This is a genomic window from Gemmatimonas sp. (assembly GCF_044345575.1).
Taxonomy (GTDB): Bacteria; Gemmatimonadota; Gemmatimonadetes; order Gemmatimonadales; family Gemmatimonadaceae; genus Gemmatimonas.
In genome coordinates this window covers 1-9,923 of sequence record NZ_JBIJAW010000105.1, presented here as the reverse complement: position 1 = coordinate 9,923, position 9,923 = coordinate 1, and the positions used below count along the sequence as shown (strand labels likewise).

Genomic DNA, 9,923 nt, shown 5'->3' with positions numbered 1-9,923 from the left:
AGCGGGGACCATGTCGCGCACGATCGCGGATGTCAGTTGGATGGGGGGAGCTCCGACCAACAAATGGCTCCGGCAGTGGCGTCTCGGCTCCGGGAATGCCACCGGACCGGTCGTGATGGCCGGTCGGGGCATCGCGTTGTCGAACTCGCCGTTCCTCCGCTCGACACAGCTTGGCGATATGCGCCGAACCGGGACAGCACCGCCGGGCGCGGAAATCGAATTGTCGCGCAACGGTCAGGTGATCGGCGTGACGGTCGCAGACAGCAGCGGCCGCTGGTCGCTGCCCATGCCCATCGACTTTGGGCAGAACACCATCGAAATCGCGATCTATACGCCCAACGGGGTCACCCGGCACGCCTCGTTACTCACGCTCGAGCAGGATCTGATTCCTGCGCGAACGATCGAGTACGGGGTCACGCTGCAGGACAACGACACGCCAGAAAGCGACTGCCGCCGCCGCATCGGCCCGTGCGGCGTGACGGGCAATGCCGACCTCCGCATTGGGCTGAGTTCACGATATACGGCCCGGGTGGGCGCGTACGAGCTGCGCCCACGCGGCTCAGCGATCGCTGAACGCGTGCCATATGCGGCACTTGTGGCCTCGCCCGTCGATTGGGTGCAGCTCCGTGGCGAGGGCACGCGCACCGGGTGGTGGCGTGCGCGCGCGGTCATCCAGCCCAATCTGCACGTGCGACTCGAGGCCGGCGGTGAGGCCGTGGATTCCACGCGCGTGCCGTTCTGGTTGCAGCGCCAAGCGCAGTTCCGAACGGCGGAGCAATCGGCGGGCATCACCATTCGCCCGTTGCGGGACCTCGGCAAAGCCTGGATCTCCTCCCAGTGGCGCGGCACAGATGGTCCGCGCGGTCGCGTCGAGATTCTGACGTCGACGCTCGGAACGCGCGTGCGGCGGACGCTCATTCAGGCTACCTACGATCGGGTCGTCAGCCGCGACCCGATCGCCGGTCGTTTCGCTTCGGATTTGCGAGGCGCCACGGTGACCTTGCCTCAGCTCCCTCGCGGACCCGTATGGGTGCGCCGCAGCTTCGTGTCGATCGGGACCTCGGCCGACGCGCGTTGGCGCCCCCGGTACGTCACGGGACAGATGAGTACGAGCCTCGGGCGACAGTTGTTCGTGCAGGGCGGCATCGATTGGCTGCGGGGGGCAGGCGCTCCGTCGTTCCGCATGCAGCTGCAGTATCAGGGGGCCCTCACGACGCTCTTCCAGGATATGGCGAGCGGCGTGGGCGGACGCATGCAAAGCACCACCACCATCATGGGAACCGCCACGGTCGCCGGCCGTGGCGAAGGTGTGCGGCTGAGCGGTGACTTCGTGGCCCTCCGCGCTCGCGTCAGCGGCATCGCCTTTGAGGACCGCAATCGCAACGGCCGCTTCGATCCCGATGAGCCACGCCTCTCAGACGTGACCATCCGGGTCGGTGGTCAGGCTGTCATTACTGACGCACAGGGACGGTTCCTCATCGCCGGGTTGCCGGTCATGGATGCCGTGCCGGTATCGGCAGGCTCCGAAACCACGCTCTCTGCAGACGGGCGTGTACTCGTGCCCTCCGTGGTTCGTGAATGGGCGATGCTGGTGCCGTTCGGCGAAACCCGCATCAATTACGCATTCGTTGAAGATCCCGGCGACGGCCGCACCACCGAGGTGCGCACCGTCAACGCAGCGCCCCCGGGGGGCAAGGCACCATGAAGTCTCGCCTGCTAGTCCTGTTCGGCGTCGCGGTGGCACTCACCACCGCGATCGCGTCTGTCGCCCAAGCGCAGGCCCCAACGCTGCGTATTGTGGCGACCCAGCCACTGACCTTCGGCCAGGTTGCCCCTCGACAGTCGCGCGTGATCGCCCCAAGCGCCGCCGGCGCTGCCGTGTTTACGGTACAGGGGCCGGCGAACGCCTCGCTCGTCCTCACCGTAACGCTCCCGACGCTGCTCACGGGCACCACTGGAACGGCGTTGCAGATCGGCGGCTGGACCGGCACGGTCGCCACGGGCGCGAGCGGTACGCCGACCACTGTGGCCCCCGTGAACAATGGCGACATTGCGATCACCCTCGATGCCAGCGGCGTCGGCGTGCTGCGTCTCGGTGCCAGCGTTCAACCTACCTTGGCCACCGCCAGCGGTAACTACGCCGACGCGATCATGGTGGTTGCCCGGGAGCCATCCTCCTCGAGGCAGAGTCTGACCGCACAGAGCACCGTCACGGCCAGCGTCCTCCAGCCGATCACCGTGACCGCCATCCCTATGAGCTTCCCCGCCGTGTACGCCGGCACGCCGGCGACCATCGCGCCATCGGATGCCCGCGCCATGCGTCTGTTGCTCGACGGGGCGGCCGCGCTGTCGGTCGACATCACGTACGAATCGTTGCCGTCGGTGCTGACACTGCAGGGTGGCGGCGTCACGCTCCCGATCGGCACGTGGCGCCAGCGCACCGGTCCGGATTGCAGTGGGGCGAACAGCACGGCACTGACCGGCAACACGCTGACCGTGGCGCTCTCGCCGACCACTGGATCGAGTGGGCGGACGTCGCTGTGCCTGGGTGCCACCGTGTCTCCCACCCCCACCCAGGCGGCGGGCGTTTATACCGGTACCGTCACGATCTCCGTTCGGTATACCGGCTCGTAACGATGTGGCAAACGTGCCGCCCAGGCCGGCCTCAGCCGAGCCGGCGCTCGCGTGGTGTCTGGTGGGCGCTGCTCCACGCTTCAGTCATGGCGTGGGGGTGCGGCGCTGACACCCCGCTAACGGCGGCCCCGCACGAAACACACGACGCCCCACGCAGCAACACCGCCAATACCGCGCCGACCGCGCTGTTCACGGTGTCGCCGCGCTGGCCACGTCCCGGCGATACCGTCACGGTCGACGCCTCGTATTCGCTCGACCGCGACGGCTCGGTAGTGCACTACGAGTGGAACCTGGGGAACGGGACGACGCAGGTCGCCGGCGCGCACGCGAAGACCGTCTACGCCAGCGCCGGCAGCTATCCGGTGAGCGTGACCGTTGTCGATGACAGCGGCAGCCGCAGCACGCGCGCGGTTACGCTCGTCGTCTCGCCCGCCGGTGCGCCGGCGACGGCGGTGGACAGTGCGCAGTCGCTGGTGGTGACGGCGAATACCTCGCTGCTCGCCTCGGCCACAACGATTGTCACCGTGACGGCGCGCACCGCCCTCGGGCTCGCCGTGCCGAACGTGCCGGTGTGGCTCAGCGGCCGTGGACGCGAATGGCGGGTGACGCAACCGAGTGGGCTGACCAGTGTGCTCGGCGTCACAACCGGCACGATCGGTAGTCCGCTGACGCAGAGCGCCCAGATCGTGGCCATCGCCGACTACACCCTGCTCCGTCCGGTGACCGTGAGCATCGGCGCTACGAGTGTGAGTGCGACCCGCAGTGCGGTGCGCCTCACCGATCCCATCGTCAGCGCCGCTGGGGATTCCACACTGATCGAAGTGACGGCACGGGACGCGGAGGGAAATCCTGTCGTCGGTGCCACGGTTTCCCTCTCCGTAACGGGAGGCACGAGCACCGTACGCAATGAAGGGCCCACCGATGCCAGTGGCCGACGCGTGGTGGTGATTGAACCAACCAGCTGCGGCGGTGCGTCCCTCACCGTGGCCGCCAATGTGAACGGGACGGCCATTGGCGCAACCTCGACCATCACCGCGGCAGCGCCGACGGTCTATGGGCTGTGCGGCGCCGCACTCTGGCTCGACGGGGATGACGCGTCCACGTTGACGCAGAGCGGCGGAACGCTGAGCGCCTGGCAAGACAAGAGCGGCGGAGCGAGGCACGCGACGGCGAGCGCTGGCCCCACGGTGAATGCGAGCGCCTTCAACGGCCGCACCGCGCTGCGCTTCAACGGGACCACGCAGTTCGTGCCGATCGCCGACGTGGCGAGCCGTACACCGTACACGCTGTTCGTGGTCGAGCGTCGGCGCTCCGGCCGCAGCCTCAACTTCGCCGTCGGGGGCAGTAACGGCAGCGCGTTGAACGGTCTCGTGCTTGGCTACGCGACCGACAACTCTCTTCGCCTCGCGCCAAACGCGGACAATCTCAATGGGGCTGTTGCGCCATTCACCAGCATCGGGGCCGAGCCTGGACGCCTCCTCGTCGGACGCTGGAGCAGCGGGGCGCGCTCGCTGATGAGCAACGGGGCGGGCGTGATAGCGGATGCCTCAACGAGTACGCTGGCGGAGTGGACCGGTGCGGCCATCGGTCGGGCCAACCATAGCGGCTCGCTCTCCTTCTACGATGGCGACGTCGGCGAGCTCCTCATCTACCGTCGCGCGCTCAGCGATGCGGAACGTACGACGGTCAGCCAGTCGCTGATGCGTAAGTGGTCGCTCGGCAGCCTGACCATTACCGCCGGCAACAACCAAACGGCAGCGGTCGGCGCAGCGGTGACCACGCAACCGCAAGTACGCGTCCTCAACGAGGCAGGCGTCGGCATCGCCGGGGCGACGATTGCGTGGCAGGTGACCGCCGGTGGCGGGAGCACCGCCACGGCCGTGAGCACTACCGATGCAAACGGCTACGCCACCGTGTCATGGACCCTAGGCTCGAGCGGCACCAATACACTGGTGGCGTGGTATGGTGCAGCCGTCGGCACAGGCCAGAGCGCGACCTTCACCGCCACGGCGTCAAGCTGTGTGTACGGCGTGTGCAGCCCCGTACTGTGGCTGGATGCGCAGGACGCGAGTACGGTGACCGTGACGGGCTCTCGCGTCACGCAGTGGCGCGACAAGAGCGCTTCCGCGCTGGTCGCCATGCCCATCACCGGGGATGTTGGTCCCACTTACCCTGCCAGCGGGACCGCTCTCCTGAATGGCCGCCGGGCGCTGGCATTCGATGCGGCCGTCGCGCAGGCGTCCCTGAAGGTCTCGCCGACATTGGCGGCCGGGATCACCGTCTATGTCGTCGGGCAGTCCGTCGCCACGACGTGGAACACGCACGGATGGCTCGCCAACGCGCGCGGAGCCAACGGGTTCATTCTGCACCCGGACGTCAACTCACGTCAGCTCACGCCTTACGTCGTGAACACGGGTGGGGCTTACTCGCCGTTGCCCGGGGTTACCCCCGCGAACATCAGGATTCCACACCTCTACGGCCTCGCGTACGCCGCACCCTCCGCGTCGGCCCTTCTCGATGGGGCGGCGACGACCAGCACAGTGAGCGCTGCACGTATCGGCGCGGTCGTGGATGTTTACTTGGGCAGAGATTTCTGCTGCAGCGGGCGTAACGGTACGGGGTCGATCGGCGAGGTACTGATCTACAACCGCGCACTCTCCACGGCGGAACGACAGCTCGTGGAGCGGGCGATCATGGCGCGCTGGGGGATCGGCACCTACGTCATCAGCGCCGGCAACAGCCAGTCGGTCACGAGAGGGACAAGTCCAAGCGTGGCGCCCACCGTGAGACTGACCGACGCCACCGGTGCGCCCATCGGGGGAGCCCCGGTCACGTGGCAGGTCACCGCCGGGGGAGCGCGATTCGGCGCGTCCACCACGTTCAGCACCGTGACCGACGGCAGTGGCTTCGCAACGGTCCCACTCACCGGCGGGCAGGCACTCACGATCGGGAGCGGCAGCAACCAGCTCACCGCCTGGCTCGCCGGAGCAACCGGCCAAGGCCAAAGCGTGGTCTTTACGCTGACTGGAACGCCGTAAGGCGCCGCCACCGCCGCACGATGACCGGAATGCTGCCCGCCTCACCCTCAAGATTCGCCGACGCCCGTCGAAACTTGAAGGGTCCGTCGAATGACGCCGCCTTCACCTTTGCTGCGCCCTGCTCGCCCGTCATGCCACGAGCACCACGCCGACGCTGGCCGCTGATCCTCGCCTCCCTGATCGTGTGGGGATGTCGGGGGGACAGCGCGTTGCCGGTGGCGCCGAGTGAACCGGTCGCAAGCGGGCCGCGCAGCAATACCGCCAACGTCGCCCCTACTGCGCTGTTCACGGTGTCGCCGCGTTGGCCCCGGCCCGGTGACACCGTCACGGTCGACGCCTCGTACTCGCTCGATCGCGACGGCTCGGTGGTGCACTACGAGTGGAACCTGGGCAACGGCACGACGCAGGTCGCCGGCGCGCAGGCGAAGACCGTTTATGCCAGCGCCGGCAGCTATCCGCTGAGTGTCACCGTGGTCGATGACGGCGGCAGCCGCAGCACGCGAACGCTCACGCTCGTCGTTTCGCCCGCCGGCGCGCCCTCGACAGCGGTAGACAGCGCACAATCCGCGGTAGCGGCTGCGAACACGTCGCTCCTCGCGGCGGCCACGACCGTCGTGACCGTCACGACGCGCACGGCGCTCGGGCTCCCCGTCCCCAACGTGCCAGTGTGGCTGAGCGGCCGCGGCCGGGAGTGGCAGGTCACGCAGCCGAGTGCATTCACCAGTACGCTCGGCGTCACGACCGGCACGATCGGCAGCCCGATGACCCAGAGCGCCCAGATCGTGGCCATTGCCGACTACACCCTGCTCCGTCCGGTGAACGTGAGCATCGGCGCGACCAATCTGAGCCTCACGCGCAGCAGCGTGCGCCTCACCGATCCGGTGGTGAGCGCCGGTGGCGATTCCACGCTTCTCGAAGTCACGGCGCGCGACGCGGAGGGCAATCCGCTGGTCGCGGCCACGGTTTCCGTGGCGGTCACCGGTGGCACCAGCACCGTGCGCAACGAAGGCGCCACCGACGCCAATGGTCGTCGCGTGGTCGTCATCGAGCCTACCGCGTGTGGCGGGATCCCGCTGACGATCACCGCGTCGGTGAACGGCACACCGCTGCCGGCCTCGGTGATCGTCACCGCCGCCGCCCCCACCGCGTATGGCGTCTGCGGTCCGGCGCTATGGTTCGATGCCGACGACGCCGGTACGCTTACCCAGACGTCCGGAACACTCACGACCTGGCGCGACAAGAGCGGCGCGCAACGGCATAGCACGGCCACCGCCGGTCCCACCGTCGTTGCCGGCGGGTTCATTGGCCGAACGGCGCTCCGCTTCAACGGCACCAGTCAATTTCTTCCCATCAGCGACGTCGCCAGCGGCGCACCCTACACGCTGCTTGTCGTCGAGCGGCGCCGCTCGGGGCGGAGTACGAATTTCGTGATTGGCGGCACGACGCCCACGGCGTTCAACAACCTGCTGCTGGGCTACCAGACCGGTACGTCGCTGCGATTCGCGCCCTATACCGACAACCTCGACGCAGTGGTACCGGCGTTCACGAGCATTGCCGCCGAGCCAGGACGCGTGACCGTCGGCCGCTGGGCCAGCGGGGCCCGATCCCTCATGAGCAATGGCGCCGTGCTCGCCAGTGACGCTTCGACCAACGCCGTCGCGACCTGGAGCGGCGCGGCGATCGGGCGCCTGAACATTGCAGGGACAATCAGCTATTTCGATGGTGACGTGGGAGAAGTCCTGCTGTTCCGGCGCGCCCTCACCAATGCGGAGCGTAGCCTGGTCAACGCGTCGCTGATGCGCAAATGGTCGTTGGGCACCCTGTCGCTCACGGCCGGAAACAACCAGACGGCCGTGCCAGGCGCCTTCGTCGCCACGGCCCCGCAGGTGCGGGTGACCGATGACGCGGGGGTTCCCATCTCGGGGGCAACAGTCACCTGGCAGGTGGCCGCGGGTGGTGGCAGCGTTGGCAGCACCACGAGCACCACCGACGCCAGTGGCTATGCGAGCGTCGCCTGGTCCCTGGGAGCCGGAGTGAATACGCTCGTCGCGTGGTACAGTGCCGCATCCGGGGTGGGCCAAAGCGTCACCTTCACGGGAACAGCGGCGCTGAGTGGCTGTCCCACGGGCCTGTCGTCTTGCGCCATGAGCGTCTGGTTTGACGCGTCCAACAGTGCCAGCATTTCGACGAATGCCGGCGTGCTCACGCGATGGAGTGACCTCTCCGGACGCACGCGGCACGCTGTCGTGGCCTCGGGATCCTCGGGTCCAACGGTGTCCGCGCTGGCCGTGAATGGCCGACCCGCCATCGCGTTTACCGCGCTCACCACACTGCAAGCGACGAACGCGCTCGACCAGCTGACCACGGCGGCGGAAATCTTCCTCGTGGCACGGCCCAATGCCGCCATCGATGGGAACGTGTTCGGCGAACGCTCATTCACTTCGAACCGCATGCTGGTGCACCTCCCATGGACCGGCGGTCTCGTCTATTGGGATTATGGGACGTGCTGCATGGGCTCGGCGCGCATCAGCGCGCAAATCCCCAACTATGACGCTGCCGTGTGGTCGTTCACGGTCGCGCCGGGCGCTACGCCTCAGCGCCAGCTCCGACGGAACGGCATCGCCCTCATCACGGGGGCGGGAACGATGACGTACAATGCCCCAACCCGCGACCTCCAGCTCGCCCGAAACTGGGCCGGTGTCATCGGCGAGTTCTTCATTCTTCCGCGGGCGCTCGATGCGACCGAACGCCTGAACGTGGAGCGCGCACTCATGGCGAAATGGGGGATCGGCACCGTGGCCATTTCGTCTGGCAACTCGCAGACCGTGGCCGCCGGCGCGAGTCCGAGCATCGCCCCCACGATCCGTTTCACCGACGCGAACGCCGCTGGCATCGCCGGTTCTCTGGTCACATGGCAGGTCACCGCCGGCGGAGCGCGATTCGGCGCCTCCACCACCTTCAGCACAGTGACCGACGCCAGTGGTTTTGCGACGGTCCCCCTCACCGGCGGACAGGCGCTCACGATTGGGAGTGGCAGCAACCAGATCACCGCCTGGCTCTCGGGCGCCGCCGGACAAGGCCAGAGCAGAGTTTTTACACTTACGGGAACGCCGTAACCGGACGCGACAGCCGCACGAAGGCAAACACGAAGTGCGCTTCATCCTCAAGTTTTGCGGCTGGCCGTCGAAACTTGAAAGGTCAGTCTTTATGACGCCGCCTTCACCTTCGTTGCACTCTGCTCGCCCTCATGCTCCGATCACCACGCCGACGCTGGCCGCTGGTTCTCGCCTCCCTGTTCGTATGGGGATGCCGCGGGGATAGCGCGTTGCCGTTGACGCCGAGTGAGCCGGCCACGAGCGGGCCACGCAGCAATACCGCCAACGTCGCCCCCACCGCCCTGTTCACGGTCTCGCCGCGCTGGCCGCGGCCCGGGGACACCGTCACGGTCGACGCTTCGTACTCGCTCGATCGCGACGGCTCGGTGGTGCACTACGAGTGGGATCTCGGGAACGGCGCGACCCAGGTCGCCGGCACCCAGGCGAAGACCGTCTACGCCAGCGCCGGCAGCTATCCGCTGAGCGTCACCGTGGTCGATGACAGCGGCAGCCGCAGCACGCGCACCCTGTCGCTCGTCGTCTCGCCCGCCGGCGCGCCGGCGACGGCGGTGGACAGCGCGCAGTCACTCGTGGTGGCGGCGAATACCTCGCTCCTTGCGGCGGCCACGACCGTCGTGACCGTCACGGCGCGCACGGCCCTCGGGCTCCCCGTCCCCAACGTGCCGGTGTGGCTGAGCGGCCGCGGCCGAGAGTGGCGGGTCACGCAACCGAGTGCGCTCACCACCACCCTCGGCGTCACGACCGGCGCGATCGGCAGCCCGCTGACGCAGAGCGCCCAGATCGTGGCCATTGCCGACTACACCCTGCTCCGTCCGGTGAACGTGAGCATCGAGGCGACCACCCTGAGCCTCGCGCGCAGCAGCCTCCGCCTCACCGACCCGGTGGTCAGTGCACCGGGGGATTCCACGCTCCTCGAAGTCACGGCGCGCGACGCCGAGGGCAATCCGCTGGTCGGGGCCACCGTCTCGGTGGCAGTGACCGGCGGGACGAGCACTGTGCGCAATGAAGGCGCCACCGACGCAAACGGGCGCCGCGTGGTCGTGATCGAGCCCACCACGTGCGGCGGCGCCCTGCTGACCGTAACGGCCAGCGTGAGTGGCACGCCCTTACCCTCGACCGCGAGTGTCACCGCCGC

The 9,923-nt window shown here is 68.1% G+C and carries 4 protein-coding genes and 1 pseudogene; all 5 read left to right on the top strand.

Annotated elements, in window-relative coordinates:
• Window positions 1-1,705, top strand: a pseudogene (locus ACIQ6O_RS08220) (hypothetical protein); the annotation flags it as partial.
• Window positions 1,702-2,634 carry a hypothetical protein gene (locus tag ACIQ6O_RS08215; protein WP_396207296.1) on the top strand — a complete coding sequence of 311 codons (933 nt, stop codon included), beginning with the start codon at window positions 1,702-1,704 and terminating at the stop codon, window positions 2,632-2,634. The pseudogene ACIQ6O_RS08220 and the gene ACIQ6O_RS08215, both read left to right, overlap by 4 nt.
• Window positions 2,635-2,720: 86 nt before the next feature.
• Complete coding sequence (locus tag ACIQ6O_RS08210) at window positions 2,721-5,672, top strand: PKD domain-containing protein (RefSeq protein WP_396207295.1); 2,952 nt, start codon at window positions 2,721-2,723, stop codon at window positions 5,670-5,672.
• A 131-nt stretch (window positions 5,673-5,803) separates the two neighbouring features.
• Complete coding sequence (locus tag ACIQ6O_RS08205; RefSeq protein ID WP_396207294.1) at window positions 5,804-8,788, top strand: PKD domain-containing protein; 2,985 nt, start codon at window positions 5,804-5,806, stop codon at window positions 8,786-8,788.
• 131 nt (window positions 8,789-8,919) lie between these two features.
• Window positions 8,920-9,923 (top strand): PKD domain-containing protein (locus ACIQ6O_RS08200; RefSeq protein ID WP_396207293.1); only part of this gene is annotated, 1,004 nt, incomplete at its 3' end.